This is a genomic window from Streptomyces hygroscopicus, assembly GCF_026168105.1.
Taxonomy (GTDB): Bacteria; Actinomycetota; Actinomycetes; order Streptomycetales; family Streptomycetaceae; genus Streptomyces; species Streptomyces hygroscopicus_D.
Genome location: NZ_LBMW01000008.1, coordinates 60,369 through 75,700 on the forward strand (window position 1 = coordinate 60,369; position 15,332 = coordinate 75,700).

16 protein-coding genes and 1 pseudogene are annotated in these 15,332 nt (G+C 70.4%); 5 read left to right on the forward strand and 12 right to left on the reverse strand.

Translation table 11 applies throughout. The features are described 5' to 3' along the window. Nucleotides 1-85: 85 nt before the first annotated feature. The 5 genes from AAW14_RS10990 to AAW14_RS11010 are packed head-to-tail and all read right to left on the reverse strand — an operon-like array spanning nucleotide 86 to nucleotide 4,050. Nucleotides 86-1,459, reverse strand: a complete 1,374-nt coding sequence (locus tag AAW14_RS10990; RefSeq protein WP_265562588.1) for a cytochrome P450 — start codon at nucleotides 1,457-1,459, stop codon at nucleotides 86-88. 60 nt (nucleotides 1,460-1,519) lie between these two features. Further along, nucleotides 1,520-2,110, reverse strand: a complete 591-nt coding sequence (locus tag AAW14_RS10995; protein WP_265562590.1) for a GTP-binding protein — start codon at nucleotides 2,108-2,110, stop codon at nucleotides 1,520-1,522. Continuing rightward, nucleotides 2,085-2,459: a DUF742 domain-containing protein gene (locus tag AAW14_RS11000; protein WP_265562592.1), complete on the reverse strand. Its 375-nt coding sequence runs from the start codon at nucleotides 2,457-2,459 to the stop codon at nucleotides 2,085-2,087. The genes AAW14_RS10995 and AAW14_RS11000 overlap by 26 nt, the downstream gene beginning before the upstream one ends. Further along, nucleotides 2,456-2,857 (reverse strand): roadblock/LC7 domain-containing protein, encoded by a 402-nt coding sequence (locus AAW14_RS11005; RefSeq protein WP_265562594.1) that lies wholly within the window; start codon nucleotides 2,855-2,857, stop codon nucleotides 2,456-2,458. The genes AAW14_RS11000 and AAW14_RS11005 overlap by 4 nt, the downstream gene beginning before the upstream one ends. After that, nucleotides 2,854-4,050: an ATP-binding protein gene (locus AAW14_RS11010; protein ID WP_265562596.1), complete on the reverse strand. Its 1,197-nt coding sequence runs from the start codon at nucleotides 4,048-4,050 to the stop codon at nucleotides 2,854-2,856. Before AAW14_RS11010 ends, AAW14_RS11005 begins: the two co-directional genes overlap by 4 nt. A 336-nt stretch (nucleotides 4,051-4,386) precedes the next feature. Here AAW14_RS11010 and AAW14_RS11015 point away from each other — a divergent pair. Then, a pseudogene (locus tag AAW14_RS11015) lies at nucleotides 4,387-4,860 on the forward strand (ABC transporter ATP-binding protein); the annotation flags it as partial. Nucleotides 4,861-4,972: 112 nt separating this feature from the next. Here the strand turns inward: AAW14_RS11015 and AAW14_RS11020 are convergent. The 7 genes from AAW14_RS11020 to zapE form a co-directional block, all read right to left on the reverse strand. Next, a complete protein-coding gene (locus AAW14_RS11020; RefSeq protein ID WP_265562600.1) occupies nucleotides 4,973-5,515 on the reverse strand; it encodes a DUF1707 SHOCT-like domain-containing protein in 543 nt (180 codons plus the stop codon). Nucleotides 5,516-5,648: 133 nt separating this feature from the next. After that, nucleotides 5,649-6,488, reverse strand: coding sequence for a polysaccharide deacetylase family protein (locus AAW14_RS11025; protein ID WP_265562602.1), 840 nt, complete (start codon nucleotides 6,486-6,488; stop codon nucleotides 5,649-5,651). Between the two features lie 226 nt (nucleotides 6,489-6,714). After that, nucleotides 6,715-7,686, reverse strand: a complete 972-nt coding sequence (locus tag AAW14_RS11030; protein WP_265562605.1) for a slipin family protein — start codon at nucleotides 7,684-7,686, stop codon at nucleotides 6,715-6,717. Between the two features lie 167 nt (nucleotides 7,687-7,853). Further along, nucleotides 7,854-9,320, reverse strand: a complete 1,467-nt coding sequence (locus tag AAW14_RS11035; RefSeq protein ID WP_265562608.1) for a SulP family inorganic anion transporter — start codon at nucleotides 9,318-9,320, stop codon at nucleotides 7,854-7,856. 8 nt (nucleotides 9,321-9,328) lie between these two features. Further along, a complete protein-coding gene (locus AAW14_RS11040) occupies nucleotides 9,329-9,910 on the reverse strand; it encodes a carbonic anhydrase (RefSeq protein WP_265562610.1) in 582 nt (193 codons plus the stop codon). A 152-nt stretch (nucleotides 9,911-10,062) separates the two neighbouring features. Continuing rightward, on the reverse strand, nucleotides 10,063-10,461 hold the full coding sequence (locus AAW14_RS11045) for a hypothetical protein (RefSeq protein WP_265562612.1): 399 nt from the start codon (nucleotides 10,459-10,461) through the stop codon (nucleotides 10,063-10,065). 163 nt (nucleotides 10,462-10,624) lie between these two features. Continuing rightward, a complete protein-coding gene (gene zapE / locus AAW14_RS11050; protein ID WP_265562614.1) occupies nucleotides 10,625-11,725 on the reverse strand; it encodes a cell division protein ZapE in 1,101 nt (366 codons plus the stop codon). 37 nt (nucleotides 11,726-11,762) lie between these two features. Here zapE and AAW14_RS11055 point away from each other — a divergent pair, with 37 nt between their 5' ends. The 4 genes from AAW14_RS11055 to msrB all read left to right on the forward strand — a co-directional run bounded on the left by AAW14_RS11055 (nucleotide 11,763) and on the right by msrB (nucleotide 15,300). Further along, nucleotides 11,763-12,635: a pyrimidine reductase family protein gene (locus AAW14_RS11055; protein ID WP_265562616.1), complete on the forward strand. Its 873-nt coding sequence runs from the start codon at nucleotides 11,763-11,765 to the stop codon at nucleotides 12,633-12,635. Nucleotides 12,636-12,817: 182 nt separating this feature from the next. Next, nucleotides 12,818-13,291 (forward strand): indole-3-glycerol phosphate synthase, encoded by a 474-nt coding sequence (locus AAW14_RS11060; RefSeq protein WP_265562618.1) that lies wholly within the window; start codon nucleotides 12,818-12,820, stop codon nucleotides 13,289-13,291. A 197-nt stretch (nucleotides 13,292-13,488) separates the two neighbouring features. Further along, a complete protein-coding gene (gene murC / locus AAW14_RS11065) occupies nucleotides 13,489-14,874 on the forward strand; it encodes a UDP-N-acetylmuramate--L-alanine ligase (RefSeq protein ID WP_265562620.1) in 1,386 nt (461 codons plus the stop codon). Nucleotides 14,875-14,892: 18 nt separating this feature from the next. Then, nucleotides 14,893-15,300 (forward strand): peptide-methionine (R)-S-oxide reductase MsrB, encoded by a 408-nt coding sequence (gene msrB, locus AAW14_RS11070; protein WP_265562622.1) that lies wholly within the window; start codon nucleotides 14,893-14,895, stop codon nucleotides 15,298-15,300. Nucleotides 15,301-15,332: the final 32 nt, after the last annotated feature.

The window sequence follows — 15,332 nt, forward strand, 5'->3', positions numbered from 1 at the left end:
GGGCGTTACCGGTACCGCGAAAAACTACCCTTCACTCGCCTGGCATCATGCGCCACAGTGTGTTGCTCCTGTCACATTCTGTTTCTCATACGCGGAACAAATCGATGACGCTGCTCCAAAAGCCCCTCTTGGCCGGTTTCGACTCGCCGCGGGCGGCCGGTGCGGCGGGCGGCCGGGGCGGTTCCGCTGCCTGGGGCCGGGCGGCCGGTGCGGTCGGCGTGACCGGGGAATGGAACGCCGCCACCCGGGTGCCCGGGGTCGGAGTGAAGCGCACGGGCAGCGAGGCCAGGGCGCGATGGAAGGGACCGGGCCGCCACTGGAGTTCCTCCTCGGGGACCCCGAGGGTGAGGTCCGGCAGCGCGTTCAGGAGGGCCTCGATCGCGGTGAGGGCGATGACCTGGGCCGGGGACTTCGCGGGGCAGGCGTGCGGGCCGGCGCCCCAGGCGAGGTGGGCGCCCTTGCTGCGCGACTGACGGGCGTCCTTGAGGGCGGGATCGTTGTTGGCGGCGGCGAAGCTGATGACCAGAGGGGTATTGGCGTCGACGTGGACGCCGCCGAGATCGATGTCGTGAAGGGGGAAGTGGGTGGCGTAGTTGGCTATGGGCGGGTTGTTCCACAGGACGTGGTCCAGGGCCTCCTCCGTGAGCATCCCGGCGCCGCGGGCCGCTGAACCGGTGGTCAGCAGGAGGAGCAGGGCGCTGCCGATGAGGTTGCGCTCGGGCTCGACGCCGGCCCCCATCAGCATGACGAGCTGGTCCTTGAGTTCCTCGTCGTTCAGTCCGGCCGGATGCTGGATGAGCCAGGAGGTGACATCGTCGCCGGGCTCACGGCGCTTGAGCCTGATCAACTCCATGAGGCACTTGGTGAGTTCCTCGTTGGCCCGCAGCGCGTCCTTGCCGTCGAAGATGGCGGACATCGAACCGGTGAGCCGGTCGCCGATGTCGGCCGGGCAGCCGAAGAGCCGGTTGAACAGCAGCAGCGGGAGGAGTTTGGCGTAGTCGTTGAGGAGGTCCGCACGCCCGCGTTCGCTGAACTGGTCGATGAGGAAGGCGGCGATGGGCTCCACATCGCGGCGGATCCGGCCGATGTTGAGCCGTTCGAGGCTGTCGGTGACCGCCTTGCGCAGCCGCAGGTGCACGGAGCCGTCCGTGAACAGGCAGTTGGGCCGGTAGGCCATCATCGGCAGCACCGGGCTGTCGAGGGCTATCCGGCCCTCGTTGAGTGCCTTCCAGCGGCGGGGGTCCCGGCTGAAGTCCGTGGTGTTCTGCAGTACTTTCAGCGCAGCCTGGTAGTCGGTGACCAGGTTGGCCTCCACGCCGGGGGCGAGCTCGACGGGTCCCGCGGGGCCGAAGGCGCGCAGCCGGTCGTACGCGCCGTTGGGGTCGGCGGCGAAGTCCTGGTTGTGCATGGGGCATTTCGCAGGGACGCTCCGGGTGGCGGCCGGTTGCTGAAATTCCATGGGTCTTCCTTTGTCTTCCCGGGCCTCGCGGCCAGGGCGGGGAGCGACTGCGGCCCGGGGTCAGGCCGTACGGGTGAGCAGATGCCGGACGAGGGTGATCAGAGCCTGGGCCGACGACTCTCGTCTGCGGGCGTCGCAGTACGAGACGGGGGTGTGGGGGAGCAGATCGAGTGCCTCGCGTATCTCGGTCTCCTCGAACTCGTTCTCCGAAGCGAAGGAGTTGACCGCGATGGCGTACTCGAGCCCGTACTTCTCGACGAGGTCGATGACCGGGAACGAGTCGGCCAGACGGGCGGGATCGACGATGATCAGCGCGCCCAGCGCGCCGCGGGCCATGTCCTCCCACAGCTGCATGAACCGCTGCTGACCGGGTGTGCCGAAGAGGTACAGCACCAGTTCGTCGCTGAGGGTGAGCCGCCCGAAGTCCAGGGCGACGGTGGTGGTGACCTTGTCCGGTACGCCCTGCAGGTCGTCCACATGGGCGGACGCCTGGGTCATCTTCTCCTCGGTGCGCAGCGGGGTGATCTCCGACAGTGAGCCGATGAACGTCGTCTTGCCCACGGCGAAGTGCCCCACCACGAGTATCTTCGCGGTGGTGGTCACCGCGCCCGAGACGTAGAGGGTCTCAGGCGAAACGGGTTTGGAGTCCATGCAGCACCTTTTCGATGAGGGCTCTGTCGGCGGCCTGGGCGGGGGGTGGCGCGGCGCGGCGCAGCAGGTGTCCCTGCTCGGCTAAGTCGGTCAGCAGGAGACGGGCCACGCCCACCGGCAGTCCCAGATGGGCGGCTACCTCGGCCACGGCCAGGTAGCCGCCGGCGCAGAGGTCCCAGATGCGCCGCACTTCGGGGCTGGCCCCCAGCGGCAGCTCCCGGTCGGGGGCCAGGGTGACCAGAGTGTGCAGCGACAGGTCGTCGGCCGAGGGCAGGCGTCTGCCGCCGGTGATGACGTAGGAGCGGACGAGTTCGCTGGAGACCGGAGCTTCCTCGCCGTGCCCGGTCATGCGTCGGCACCGGCGCTCTGTCGCAGGGGTGTGCTCATCGCATTGCCCAGCGCCTTCACCTGCTGCTGCATACGGATCGACATGACCTCCATATCGACGTCCAGGGCCGAGGAGACCGCCAGGTAGGCGCCACTGCCCGCAGCGATCAGGAAGATCCAGCCGCCGTCGTACTCCATGAGGGTCTGTTTCCAGATTCCCTTGCCGCTCGCCACGAAGCCGGCGACGGCACGGCTGAGGGACTGCATCGAGCTCATCGCGGCCGCGTTGGTCTCGGCGTCGTCCTGGGGGATCTCGCTGGAGCGCTCCAGAAGCAGGCCGTCGGCCGAGACGAGAATCGCATGGCGGGCGCCGCGCACCTGCAGCACGTCGTTGAGCACCCACGACAGGTCGGGCTTCACTGGTCTTGAGATCCTTCCGTGGTGGTCGTGTTGCGCCCGAGGAGCGTTCCGCGCGCGAAGGCTCCGATACGCGACGCCGTCACCTCGCCGTCGTGCTCCGGCTCCGGCTCCTGCGCGTACGGCTCCGGCACCACCGCGACCGCGGGCCGGCGCCGGCGCTTGGGGAGGCCGCCGGGCGTCGTGCCGATGATCTGGACCGGGGCCGGCATCGGCGCGGAACGTGGTCCGGTCGCCGGCCGGCCGGTGTCTGCGAAGGCCGCGGCATCGGCCGCGGGTTCGGGGGCTTCGTTGGTCAAGAGGCTCTCCGGCAGGAGGATGACCGCCCGTACACCCCCGTACGGCGAGACGGAATCGACGGAGACCTTGAAGCCGTACCGGGTGGCGAGGACGCCCGCCACGGCGAACCCGACCCTGGGAGGGTTGCCGAGGCTGGTGATGGAGACGGAGGTCTCCGGGCTCAGCAGTGCGGCGGCGCGGTCCTTTTCTTCCTGGCTCATGCCGAGACCGGCGTCGTCGATGATCAGGCAGATACCGGTCGGAACGGCCTGGATGTTGATCTCGACGGGGGTGCCGGGGGCGCTGTAGTTGGTGGCGTTGTCGAGGAGTTCCGCGAGGACGACCGCGACGGGCTCGACCGCCGTGCTGGTGACGGAGACATTGACCTGGGTGTGGATCTGCACCCGGTCGAAGTGCTTGATACGGCCCTGGGCGCTGCGCGCCACGTCGTACACCGAGGCGGTCGTCTCGCGGCGGCCGAGCCAGCCGCCGCACAGAGCCGCGATGCCCTGGGCCCGTCGCCCGAACTGGCCGTTGGTGTGGTCGATCGTCATCAGGTCGGCGAGCATCTGCGGATCGTTGCCGTACTTCTGCTGCGCCAGGTCGCTGATCGAGCGCTGCTGTTCGTCGGCGAGGACCTGCAGCGTCCGCATCCAGGACTTGAGGACGTCCTTCGTCTCCGCTTCGGAGTCGCGGCGCACCTCTTCCAGGGCGTGCGCCTGCTGGGAACGGAGTGCCGCGTACTCCATGTGGAGCCGCTGGCACTCCCCGTGGAGTCCGTCCCGGCTGGTCCGTAGATCGTCGTTCTGCTTCCGGAGCGCCATGTTGGTCCTCCGGACTCGCATCCCTGCGACAACCGCAGAGAGCACTACCACTAGCAAGATCCACAGCAGCGGATCTCTGATCAATGACGTCATGAGACTCTCTTCAAGTCGCCTCGCGGGAGCAGTTGCCGTCCGCTGGGACGGTGGCCGCTGTCACGGCCCTGGTGGCGCCGTGGATTTATCGGCCGACCAACAGACACTCCTTCGCGATGGGGTCCTCGGGACTGTCCCCCCGTGACGCGTACATGGCGCGGCCAGCCTACTGAAGTTCGATGATCTTATCAGTCTGGTGAATGTCAACGCCCTTGTCCGGGCGCCGACTTGACACCGTAGCGAGTCCTTGACGGCCACCCTTTCGGCGAGGCGCGCATTTCAGGACAAAGGTGCCCGCATGGGGTGGTTGGCCGTGAGGTGGACGCAGGCACCGGGATCCTCCGTGCGCGGGTCCGTGCCACCGCGCGAGGATGGCCCCAGCACAGTGATCTACGCCTGGCGGGCGTCGGCCGTCGTCACGGACTCCGTGGGCCATGGATACTGCGCGGGGTCGACCTCACGGTGTCGCCCGGGTCGCTGATCCGTGTCGAAGGGGCGAACGGGACCGGCAAGTTCACCCTTCTCCGCCTTCTCGCGGGTACCGACGCGCCCACCGAGGGCCGCGTCATCGGCCGCCCGCGCACCGCGTACGTTCCCGAGCGCTTCCCGGCCGCCCTGCCCTTCACGGCGGCCGGCTACCTCGCTCGCCTCGGCACCGTACACGGCCTGCCCCGGCGCGCCGCCGCCCGCGCCGCCCAAGAATGGCTCGAACGCTTCGGTGCCGCCGCGTACGCCCGCACGCCCATGGCCGAACTCTCCAAGGGCAGCAGCCAGAAGGTCGCCGTCGCCCAGGCGCTGCTCGCCGGGCCTGGACGCCCTCTCGAAGCCGTTGCCTGACCAATCCGCGAGCTCATGCCGCCACGGCACCAGCTGTCATCGGTGACAAAGCGCCGGAGGCGTGGTCGTGGTGCCGGATGGAGCTTCAACGCCGGGCGTGGCGGATCTTCAATCGTCCGAATCCCATGGTCCCGGAGATGCGAATCTCCGGTCCGCCGGGGCGGGAACGCCGCGGGGCCTTGTAGCGCACGTCTTTCCACTCAGTGCGCAATCCCTCGGCGTCAACGACCGCGTCGCGAGGCACCGTGATTCTGGCCCCGCCGGTTCCAAGCTGCAGCTCGAGGTCGACGACCGGATGCTCGATGATCGCCCGGGACAGATTCAGGCGCACCCTTCCGTAGGCGGACTCGACCTTGAGGAACCGAGGCACCCGCCATACGCCTCGTCGCTGGATCCGTCCGCCGGCGGCGGCGATCGTTGACGTGGTGCCCGGGTGCTCCTCCGGGAGTGAGGCCAGAGCCGACACGACCTCGCCGTGCGCCTTGGCGGTGAGCACCTGGTGGAGGCGTTCGTCCAACTCCCCGTGCGAGATGAGCCCTTCGGCGTACGCCTCCTGCAGGCGCTGCACGGCTGTATTGCGGTCGGCTTCACCGATCAGCGACGGCGTCTCTTCCGGTAAGGGGGCCACCGTTTCACCCTACTGCCGTGCCGGCGATGCGAGTGCGCCAAGGTCCGTGGAAGGCAAGGCATCCGACGGGGAGCCGACTGCTCGTCACCAGGACCTTGATCGTCCAATCCGGCCAAGCTATGCGGTCAAAGCACTAGTGCCGGCCGGCCGACGCCCGGATCATCTCGGAGACCTTGACGAACCGGTAGCCCTGCTGGCGCAGAGAGGGCACCACCGCCCTGATCACCTGTTCGGTCACGGGCGCCGCGGTGCGCGTGCAGTGCATCACCACCACGGAACCGGGCCGCACCCCCTCCATCACCTGCCGCACGACCGCGTCCGCGTCCGTGGCGAATGCGTCCCCGCTCACCACGTCCCACTGGATGGCGGTCACACCGAGCGGCTTGATCGCCCGCAGCGCCTGGTCGTCGTAACAGCCGCCGGGGAAGCGGAAGTACGGCATCGGATGGGGCACTCCTGCCTTGCGGATCGCCGTGAAGGCGTGCTCCACGTCCGAGCGCATCTGCTTCTCGGCGAGGACCGGCAGCCCGTAGCAGTTGCCCGCGAAGGAGTAGTGGCTGTAGGAGTGGTTGGCGACCTCGAAGAGCGGTTCGCGGCCGATGTACCGGACCTCCTCGGGGTACTCGTCGGCCCACCGGCCCGTCATGAACACGGTCGCCGGCACGCCCAGCTCCCGCAGCGTGTCGATCAGCCCGGGGTTGTCGAAGCGATTGCCCGCGGCGGCCAGGGTTCCCTGGTCCGCGGTCATGTCGGCATCGAACGTGAGAGCGATGATCTTCTTGTTTCGTGGGCCGTTCGTAAAGACGGACGGCAGCCCGCCGGGCCCGGGCGCGAGCGTGGGCGGTGCGGGCACGGTCGCCGAGGGTGAAGCGGAGTGGTGTCTGAGGTGATGGGTGGGCTCGGGGGCTCCGCAGGCGGCGAGTGCGGCGCCGAGGGCGCAGAGGGCGGCGATGCGTCGGACAAGAGAGATCACCGTACGAACGTAACGGGCGAAATGTCCGTAAAGGCCGCTTCTGCGGTGTGCCGAGCTGGAACGATCGCGAACTCACCCGCCCGGCCGCCTCGCCGCGCGGCCGGCCGTCGACGCGACAGCCGAGCGGCACCGGGTCGCTGCCCTGGAGCACGTCCCCCACCGCCTGCGCCGCCGCCCACGGGTCGTCGAAGGCCGCTCGCGCCGTCGGAGGGGACCCGGCTCAGGCTCAGTCGTCGTGGGTGAGGGCCGCGGGAGTGATCTTCAGGGCCGACGGCGGTACGTCGGGGGTCGCCGCGGGTGCGAGCTCGGGCTCGGGATCGGGCGCCGGAACGGGGGGCGCCTCGTCCGACGGCCCGGTAACCGTCTCGCGCACCGGCGGCGACGCGTCCGCGCCCGCGGTGACGGACGACCGCTCCGCGTCGCGCCCCTGGGCCTCCTGCGGTGCCGCCCGCTCGAGGAACCGCAGCAGCTCCACCGGGAACGGCAGCACAAGCGTCGAGTTCTTCTCGGCCGCCACCGCCACCACGGTCTGCAGCAGCCGCAGCTGGAGCGCGGCCGGCTGCTCGGACATCACCCCGGCGGCCTCCGCCAGCTTCTTGGAGGCCTGGAGCTCCGCGTCCGCGTTGATGATCCGTGCCCGGCGCTCACGGTCCGCCTCCGCCTGGCGGGCCATGGACCGCTTCATCGCGTCCGGCAGGGACACATCCTTGATCTCGACCCGGTCGATCTGCACGCCCCAGCCGATGGCCGGGCTGTCGATCATCAGCTCGAGTCCCTGGTTGAGCTTCTCCCGGTTGGAGAGCAGGTCGTCCAGATCGCTCTTGCCGATGATCGAGCGCAGCGAGGTCTGCGCCATCTGCGAGACCGCGAACCGGTAGTCCTCGACCTGGATCAGCGCGTTCGCCGCGTCGATCACCTTGAAGTAGACGACGGCGTCCACGCGCACGGTGACGTTGTCGCGTGTGATGCCCTCCTGCGCGGGGATCGGCAGCGTCACGATCTGCATGTTGACCTTGTGCAGCCGGTCGACCATGGGAATGATCACGGTGAAGCCCGGGAGCCTGGGGGGCCCGATGAGCCGCCCGAAGCGGAAGACCACGCCGCGCTCGTACTGCTTGACGACCCGTGCCGCCGCGGCGAGGTACACGAGTCCGGCGGCACCGGCCGCCACCAGGGAACCCACCAGCTCCTGAAGCATGACGACCCCCTCGGGGAGAGGCCCGGAACATCTGCACTTGCCACCATAATTCCGCCGGAGCCCGGGAGCGAGAGGCAGCCGATGCGGCCGTAGGGCGCACAAGCGAGGGCCCGTCGGGGCGGCACCGACGGGCCCTCGCGCATCGGGAGCCGAGCGGCTCCACGACGTCAGCGGACGGACGTCATCCGCACCGGTTCCGTGCCGGCCACGCTGTGGCGCTCCGCCCAGTTCCCCAGGGCCTTATGACATGCGTGGTCCAGATGGTGCAGCCCGGACAGGTCCAGCTCGACCGGCCGGTCCTGCGGCAGCGCCTCCAGACTGTCGAGGATCTTCGGCAGCCGCAGGAAGGTCGCATTGCCCGACAGATACGCCTGCACCGGACCCGCCCCCTTGTCGACGACCTCCAGTTTGACGTGCGAGGCCTCCCACGCGCTCTTCACCACAGCCAGCGTGAGGCCGACGAGCACCCCCTCGAACATGCTGACCGCCACGATCGACACCGCGGTGACCACGAGTATCAGCGCCTCGCCCCGGTGCTCGCGCCACAGCGAGACGATCTCCCGCAGGGGGACGAGCTTGGCACCGGAGTACAGCAGGATTCCGGCGAGGGACGGGATGGGTATACAGGCCAGCACCGACGGCAGCAGCGCCGCGAACAGCAGCAGCCAGGCGCCGTGCAGCACCCGGGACGCCTTCGTCCTGGCACCGGCCTGGACGTTGGCCGCGCTGCGCACGATCACCGCGGTCATCGGCAGCGCCCCGAGCACCCCGCAGACGGCGTTGCCCGCGCCCTGCGCCATCAGCTCCTTGTCGTACTTGGTACGCGGACCGTTGTGCAGCCGGTCCACGGCGGCGGCGCTGAACAGCGACTCCGCGGAGGCGATCAGGGTGAAGGCGACGATCGTGCCGAGCACGCCCGCACCCGCCAGCTCGCGGAAGGCGTCCAGCGACGGCGGCTGGATCGAGCCCAGCAGCCCCCGCACCTCGACCGTGGCCACCGGCAGGCCGAGAAGCAGGGCGACGAGCGTGGCGAGCCCGACCGCCGCGAGGGGGCCGGGGACCGCTCGCACCGGGCGAGGCATGTGTTTCCACAGCACCAGGACGACGACGGTGCCCGCGCCGAGCGCCAGCGCCGTCAGCGCGCGGGTGCTCGAGACGGCGTCGGCGAACGCCCCGGGCAGCCCGGCTATCTTCTGCGGACCGGAGGCCGGGGCCTTGGCCTCGACCACGGAGTAGAGCTGTCCGGCGATCAGGACGAGTCCGATGCCGGCCAGCATGCCCTCCACGACGGAGACCGAGATGGCCCGGAACCAGCGACCCAGCTTCAGGGCACCCATGAGCAGCTGGAGCACACCGGTGGCGAGCACGATCACGCCGAGGACGGGCAGTCCGAACTGCCGCACCGCCTCGAAGACCAGTACGGTCAGCCCGGCGGCCGGTCCGGAGACCTGGAGGCTGCTGCCGCGCATCAGCCCCGTGACCAGGCCGCCCACGATGCCGGTGACGAGGCCGAGTTCGGCGGGCACACCGGAGGCGACGGCCACGCCCACGCACAGCGGGAGCGCGACCAGGAAGACGACCAGGGAGGCGGCGAAGTCCTGCTTGAGGTGAGGTAACCCCTTGAGTGCGGCCATGGTTGACCTCACAGCGCTTCGAAACTGTCGGTGGCGGCGCGGTGTTCGCGGACGGCGCCGGTGTGCACCTCGTAGTACCAGCCGTGCACCCGCAGCAGGCCCGCCGCGAGCCGCTGCTCGACGCACGGGTACGAACGCAGGCGCAGCAGCTGCGCGAGCACGTGGTTCTGCACGGCCTGCGCGACCGCCGGATCGTCCGCGTCGGACGCACCCGGGTGCGGCGCGGCGTGTGCGAGCCAGTCGCGCACGGCCGGTACGGCGGTCAGGTCGTCGCCGCGCACCAGCGCGCCGACGGCTCCGCAGTGGGAGTGGCCGCAGACGACGACGTCCCTGACGCCGAGCACCTCCACGGCGTACTCGATGGTGGCCGCCTCGCTGGTGGGGTGCTCGGAGGCGTACGGGGGCACGATGTTGCCCGCGGTGCGCAGTTCGAAGAGCTCACCGGGCCGGGCTCCGGTGATCAGCGCGGGTACGACCCGGGAGTCGGAGCAGGTGATGAACAGGACCTGGGGTGACTGGCCCTCGGCCAGCCGGGAGAAGTCCTCGGGGCGCTGTCCGTGCGCACGGGCATGATCGATGAGGGGCTGCATTGTCAGTTCCTCCTGGCGCGCCCTGGATGGCGCGTCGGTGTACGCGAGAACGTGGCAGATGCGGGTACGGCGACAGGACCCCACGTCGACGCGCTCGGCCAACGTGGCGTGGTGAGGGGAGGGTCGCTGTCAGCCCGGACCCGGGGAGCAGCTCAGTGGCGGAACACCTGGAGTGCCGCGGGAGTATGAGCGACGGATGATCTGGATATGCCCAGCGGGGCGGGGCCGGCGGCCGAGGGCCGTACGGCTGTGACGTCGGGTGTCGGCAGCGCGGACGCGAGGGGCTCCGGAACGGAATCCGTGCAGAGGCGGTTGCGGTCACGGGCGCGGAGCGGGCCGGTGGGGCTCGGGAGGTGCCCGAGGTCGCCGCAGCTGACGACCTCGTCCGCGTTGTCCGCGCGCTTGACGGTGACCACCTCCGGGGAGCCGGCGGTGGTCACGTGGGTGCGGTGCGCGGAGGTGAAGGACGCGGTGGGCGCGAAGAACTGCATGGCCAGCAGGACGGCGGAGAGGATCGTCAGCGTGAACCGGACCGTCGTGCCTCGCACCATGCGCCCCCTTCCTGCGGTGTGCGTCCGTCGTATGCCCTCGACGAACACGTTAACCCGGTGGACCTGTTTGCAGGGTCAACTTCACGCTTCAGGTAAAGAAGAGCCCAAAAACCGAGGTCGGAATGGCTGATACCCGTCGCTCGGTTACGCCTGTTTCATTCTGCTACTCCGAGACGAGGCCCTTGGCGTCGCGGGCGAGTGCGGTGAGGCGGGAGATGGCGCGGAAGTACTTCTTGCGGTAACCGCCCTTCAGCATCTCCTCGCTGAACAGCTTGTCGAACGGCAGCCCGGAGGCGAGCACCGGCACCTCGCGGTCGTAGAGCCGGTCCGCGAGCACGACGAGCCTGAGCGCCGTCGACTGGTCCGGTACCGGCCGCACGTCGGTCAGGCACACGGCCCTCACCCCGTCGGTCAGCGCGCCGTAGCGGCTGGGGTGGACGCGGGCGAGGTGGTCGAGCAGATGCGGGAAGTCGTCGAGCGAGGCGCCCTCGGTGGCGTACGCCGCCTTCGTCACCTGCGCGTCGCTGTACGGGGCGGGCGCCTCGGGCAGGCCGCGGTGACGGTAGTCCTCGCCGTCGATGCGCAGCGTGCGGAAGCGCGCGGACAGTCCCTGGATCTCGCGCAGGAAGTCGGCGGCGGCGAACCGGCCCTCGCCGAGCTTGCCCGGCAGGGTGTTGGAGGTCGCGGCGAGCGCGACGCCCGAGTCGACGAGCTTGCCGAGCAGGGTGGAGACGAGGACGGTGTCGCCGGGGTCGTCCAGCTCGAACTCGTCGATGCACAGGAGACGGTGGTCCGAGAGTGTCTGGACCGTCTTCTGGAAACCGAGCGCGCCGACCAGGTTGGTCAGCTCCACGAAGGTGCCGAAGGCCTTCAGCGCGGGCTCGGCCGGGGTCGCGTGCCACAGGGAGGCCAGGAGATGCGTCTTGCCGACGCCGTAGCCGCCGTCGAGGTAGACGCCACGGGGGCCGGCGGGAGCCTTGGGGGCCTTCGCCCTGCCGAAACCGAAGAGCGAGCGCCGGGCGGACACGGCGTGCGCACCGCCGAGGCCACCGGCGAAGTCGTCGAGTACGCGCACGGCCTCACGCTGGCTGGGCTGGTTCGGGTCCGGGATGTACGTCGCGAAGCGGACCGAGTCGAAACGCGGCGGCGGCACCATCTCGGCCACGAGCCGGTCGGCGGGGACGTGCGGCTGGCGGGCGCACAGGGACTGCGGGGCCGCTTCGGCTATCGGGTCGATCCCGGCGGCGGCGGTGGAGGACGACACGGTTCCCCACTCTAAAGGCCGTGCCACACTGCACGACATGCGACGCCTGTTCCCTGTGACCGACGAAACAGTGGCCCGGCCGGGTGGCCCGGCCCCGGACGCCGGGGAGGTTCCGGACGCCGGGGCGGCCGCCGGGACCGGAGGCGGCCGGTCCGCCGCGCCGGGCGGCGGTGCCGTCGACCGCGAATGGACGCTGGAGGAGCTGGCCGCGGCGTACGCCTACCCCGAGCCGGGTCCCGGCGGCCGGGAGCCCTGGCTGCGCGCCAACATGGTCTCCACGCTCGACGGGGCCGCCCAGCACGAGGGGCGCTCCCAGCCCATCTCCGGCGCCGCCGACATGCGGATCTTCGGCACGCTGCGGGGGCTCGCGGACGCCGTGATCGTGGGTGCCGAAACGGTCCGGCAGGAGGGGTACCGCCCGGCCCGGGAGCGGGAGGCCTTCGCGGCTCTGCGCAAGGCGGCCGGGCAGGGACCCGCGCCCGCGATCGCCGTGGTGAGCGCGAGCCTGGAGCTGGACTTCTCGTGGCCACTGTTCACCTCCCCCCTGGTGCCCACACTGCTGCTGACCGGGGCCGCGGCGGCGCCGGACCGGGTGGCCGCCGCCGAGAAGGCGGGCGCCCGGGTGGTGATCGCCGGGGACGGCATGGGTGTGGACCCGGCCCGCGCCGTACGCGCCCTTGCGGATCTCGGCCTGACCCGGCTGCTGACCGAGGGCGGGCCGCGCCTGCTGGGCCAGCTGGTCGCGGCCGGAGTCCTGGACGAGCTGTGCCTGACGATCTCCCCGATGCTCACGGCGGGCGACGCACAGCGGATCGCCGGGGGCCCTTCGGTGACCGTGCCCAAGCGGTTCGCGCTCGTGTCGTTGCTGGAGGAGGAGGGGTACCTGTTCGGGCGCTACCGCCGGGCCTGATGCACGCGGTGTTCCCGGGATCGCACGTTCGGCGCACGTCCCGAGGGGCGCACAAAAACCCGATGGGCAGACAAAAACCCGTAGAACGACGATCGCGGGGCAGGATGGTTTCCGCAGGGCCTCCACGGCCCGCGCAGGAGAGAGGCCCCTCGGGGCCCTCGAAGGAGAAGGGGCGCCCCGTCGTGTTCACGAGCGTACTGATGATCGAGAAGGCCCTCACGTCCGCCGACGTGGAGTTCGTCACCACCTTGCACGGCGACGAGCAGGTCTCTTTCCATGTCCTGCTCCAGCCCCGCGGCGACCAGGCGGACCGTCTGCTGCGGGCCATCGACGACATCGCCCTGGGCGAGCTGGACGAGGCGGCGCACGAGAGGGACGTACCCGAGGGCAAGGACGCCGCGGCCCTGGGTCAGCAGGCCCTGGAGGTCTCCCTGGCCGCGCTGCGTGCGGCGGGCAGCGCCGCGGAGGGCCGTCTCATCGAGGACCATCCGCTGGACGCGCTGAAGAGCCTGGTCGAGGAGGCGGGCGCGGACGAGGTGATCGTGCTGACCGACCCGCACTACGTGGAGGAGTTCTTCCACCGTGACTGGGCGTCCAGGGCGCGGCACAAGGTGGGCGTGCCGGTGCTGAAGCTGTTCTCGCACAGCAAGGCGTAGGCACCGACGCCGGGCTCGGCCGTCGAACGTCGTGCAAATGTTCGAGATTCGTCGGCCGTGCCGAGCCGCGGCCCGGGCGTGTCCACGCGGCGAAGCCGCATACTGGCACAGCCCTGTGTCCCCTGCCGGGCGCCGCCCGCGGCACAGCATAGGCTGGGCCGCCGACACCACGCCGTACCAGCACCGAGGAGACATGCATGGCACCCGGCCTCCCCACCGCCATGGACCGACCGCACTTCATCGGCATTGGCGGCGCCGGAATGTCGGGCATCGCGAAGATCCTCGCGCAGCGTGGCGCCAAGGTGGCGGGCAGCGACGCCAAGGACTCGCCGACCGCCGGGGCCCTGCGCGCGCTGGGCGCGACGGTGCACATCGGCCACGCGGCCGCGCACCTCGCCGACGACGCCACCTGCGTCGTAGTCTCCTCCGCGATCCGGGCGGACAACCCCGAGCTGGCGCGCGCGGCGGAGCTCGGCATCCCCGTGGTCCACCGTTCGGACGCCCTCGCCCGCCTGATGGACGGCCTGCGCCCGATCGCGGTGGCCGGCACCCACGGCAAGACGACCACGACGTCGATGCTGGCGGTGTCCCTGAGCGAGCTGGGCCGGGACCCGTCGTACGCGATCGGCGGCGACCTGGACGGCCCCGGCTCCAACGCCCTGCACGGCGAGGGCGAGATCTTCGTCGCCGAGGCCGACGAAAGCGACCGCAGCTTCCACAAGTACGCACCCGAGGTCGCGATCGTCCTCAACGTCGAGCTGGACCACCACGCGAACTACGCGTCCATCGAGGAGATCTACGAGTCCTTCCAGACCTTCGCGGGCCGGATCGTCCCCGGCGGCACGCTGGTGATCGCGGCGGACCACGCGGGCGCGCGCGAGCTGACGCGGCGGCTGGACGGCTCGGTGCGGACGGTGACGTACGGCGAGTCGGAGGATGCCGACGTACGCATCCTCTCGGTCGTCCCGCAGGGCCTGAAGAGCCGGGTGACGGTGGTCCTGGACGGCTCGGAGCTGACCTTCACGGTGTCCGTCCCCGGCCGCCACTACGCGCACAACGCGGTGGCGGCGCTGGCGGCGGGCGCCGCCCTCGGCGTGCCGGCGGCGGAGCTGGCCCACGCCCTCGGGGCGTACACCGGTGTGAAGCGCCGCCTGCAGCTGAAGGGTGAGGAGGCCGGCGTCCAGGTCGTCGACTCCTACGCCCACCATCCCACGGAGATGACCGCCGACCTGGAGGCGATGCGGGCCGGAGCCGAGGGCCGCATCCTGGTGGTCTTCCAGCCCCACCTCTTCTCCCGCACACAGGAGCTGGGCAAGGAGATGGGCGAGGCGCTGGCCCTCGCGGACCTCTCGGTGGTCCTGGACATCTACCCGGCCCGTGAGGACCCCATCCCGGGCGTCACCAGCGAGCTGATCATCGAGGCGGCCCGCGCGGAGGGCGCGGACGTGCAGGCGGTGCACGACAAGGACGAGGTCCCCGCGGTCGTGGCGGGAATGGCGAAGCCGGGGGATCTGGTTCTCACGATGGGCGCGGGTGACGTCACGGACCTGGGCCCGCGGATCCTGGACCGTCTGTCGAAGTGAAACAAGGGGCTGACACTCATGGCGTACGACGTCGACAAGCCGGACGAGCAGTGGCGCGCGGAACTGACCCCGGCGGAGTACGCGGTCCTGCGCCAGGCCGGTACCGAGCCCGCCTTCACCGGTGAGTACACGGACACCAAGACCACGGGCGTCTACTCGTGCCGGGCCTGCGGCGCCGAACTCTTCACCTCCGACACGAAGTTCGAGTCCCACTGCGGCTGGCCGTCCTTCTACGACCCGAAGGGCAGCGACGCGGTGGAACTGCTCGAGGACCGTTCCCACGGGATGGTGCGGACGGAGGTCCGTTGCGCGCGGTGCGGCTCCCACCTTGGTCATGTGTTCGAGGGGGAGGGCTACCCGACGCCGACGGATCAGCGGTACTGCATCAACTCGATCTCCCTGCGGCTGGTCCCGGGCGAGGACTGAGAGTTCGCGGCCGGCCGGGTCTGTGGCGACGG

What these genes read in the sequence shown, in the direction of transcription:
- murC (WP_265562620.1), top strand. Translation starts at nt 13,489, where the DNA reads ATGGCACCCGGCCTCCCCACCGCCATGGACCGACCGCACTTCATCGGC.
- AAW14_RS10995 (WP_265562590.1), bottom strand. Translation starts at nt 2,110, where the DNA reads ATGGACTCCAAACCCGTTTCGCCTGAGACCCTCTACGTCTCGGGCGCG.
- AAW14_RS11040 (WP_265562610.1), bottom strand. Translation starts at nt 9,910, where the DNA reads ATGCAGCCCCTCATCGATCATGCCCGTGCGCACGGACAGCGCCCCGAG.
- AAW14_RS11055 (WP_265562616.1), top strand. Translation starts at nt 11,763, where the DNA reads ATGCGACGCCTGTTCCCTGTGACCGACGAAACAGTGGCCCGGCCGGGT.
- AAW14_RS11010 (WP_265562596.1), bottom strand. Translation starts at nt 4,050, where the DNA reads ATGACGTCATTGATCAGAGATCCGCTGCTGTGGATCTTGCTAGTGGTA.
- AAW14_RS11035 (WP_265562608.1), bottom strand. Translation starts at nt 9,320, where the DNA reads ATGGCCGCACTCAAGGGGTTACCTCACCTCAAGCAGGACTTCGCCGCC.
- AAW14_RS10990 (WP_265562588.1), bottom strand. Translation starts at nt 1,459, where the DNA reads ATGGAATTTCAGCAACCGGCCGCCACCCGGAGCGTCCCTGCGAAATGC.
- AAW14_RS11000 (WP_265562592.1), bottom strand. Translation starts at nt 2,459, where the DNA reads ATGACCGGGCACGGCGAGGAAGCTCCGGTCTCCAGCGAACTCGTCCGC.
- AAW14_RS11045 (WP_265562612.1), bottom strand. Translation starts at nt 10,461, where the DNA reads ATGGTGCGAGGCACGACGGTCCGGTTCACGCTGACGATCCTCTCCGCC.
- msrB (WP_265562622.1), top strand. Translation starts at nt 14,893, where the DNA reads ATGGCGTACGACGTCGACAAGCCGGACGAGCAGTGGCGCGCGGAACTG.
- AAW14_RS11030 (WP_265562605.1), bottom strand. Translation starts at nt 7,686, where the DNA reads ATGCTTCAGGAGCTGGTGGGTTCCCTGGTGGCGGCCGGTGCCGCCGGA.